At 69.7% G+C, this 890-nt stretch carries 1 pseudogene; it reads left to right on the top strand.

The window, feature by feature from the left end:
* Positions 1-20: 20 nt before the first annotated feature.
* Positions 21-890: pseudogene (locus NGM28_RS28425) on the top strand (RHS repeat-associated core domain-containing protein); the annotation flags it as partial.

Here is an 890-nt window from a genome sequence, read left to right as displayed (position 1 = left end):
CCGCCGAAAGCGTGCCGGTGATGACCAACGCTCTGTCCTGCATGGACGCGCTGATCGACATCCTCGAACTGGTCGAAAACCCTTCCCCCGACCCGCTGCTGTGGGTCAGCCTGGGCATCAACCTGATCGGCATCGTCCCCTATCCACCCGGCCTGTCCCGCGCCCGCACGGTGCTGCGCCCGGTGCTGCAACTGACCCGCCAGACCCTGCGCCGCCGCCCCGGCGCGCATATCGGCGCGGTGATCCTGGAAATCATCGACGGCCACCTGCACGCCAATATCCGCGGCGCCCTGGAGCACTACGTGCGCGAGGCCCTGGCTCAGTTGCCAGCCATGCTCAGCGCCGCCGCGGAGACCGCGCGCCTGCTGTTCACCTCGTTGGCCAAGACCATTACCGCCGCCGCTCGTGGCAAGCTGGATGCCGCCAGCAGCCACCGCCTGGCCCGCGCACAGATGGCCCAGGTGGCGCTGTACGATTCGGCCCTCGAAACCGACGCCTGGCGCCTGGCCCTCTCGGCCCTGGCCAACGCCACCGAAGGCAGCCTCAAGGATGGCTACAACAGCGTCGCCCGCCACTTCAGCGGTGAGCTGGACACCCTGCTCGGGCCGCTGATCCGTACCCTCGAAGACCTGGCCAAGGTCGTGCCCCGCCGCCTGGAAGCGCTGGGCAGCGCCGGTATGGAAAACAGCATCGCCTGGCTGCTGACCCGCCTGCTCGACACGGTGCTGGCCAACCCGCGCCGCCCGGGCATGGCCGTCGCCATCCGCCCCGGCGTCACTCACCAGGCCCGGCATGTCCACGCCGAAGGGCCGACCGAAGTGGTGCGCAGCCAGGTCCGCGCCAACAAGCAGCCCAAGCCTGAAAAGAACGGGCCCTGTGCCTGCACCGGG

Source organism: Pseudomonas sp. MWU13-3659 (genome assembly GCF_023757525.1).
GTDB classification, from domain to species: Bacteria; Pseudomonadota; Gammaproteobacteria; order Pseudomonadales; family Pseudomonadaceae; genus Aquipseudomonas; species Aquipseudomonas entomophila_E.
This window is presented reverse-complemented; position numbering and strand designations above follow the sequence as displayed.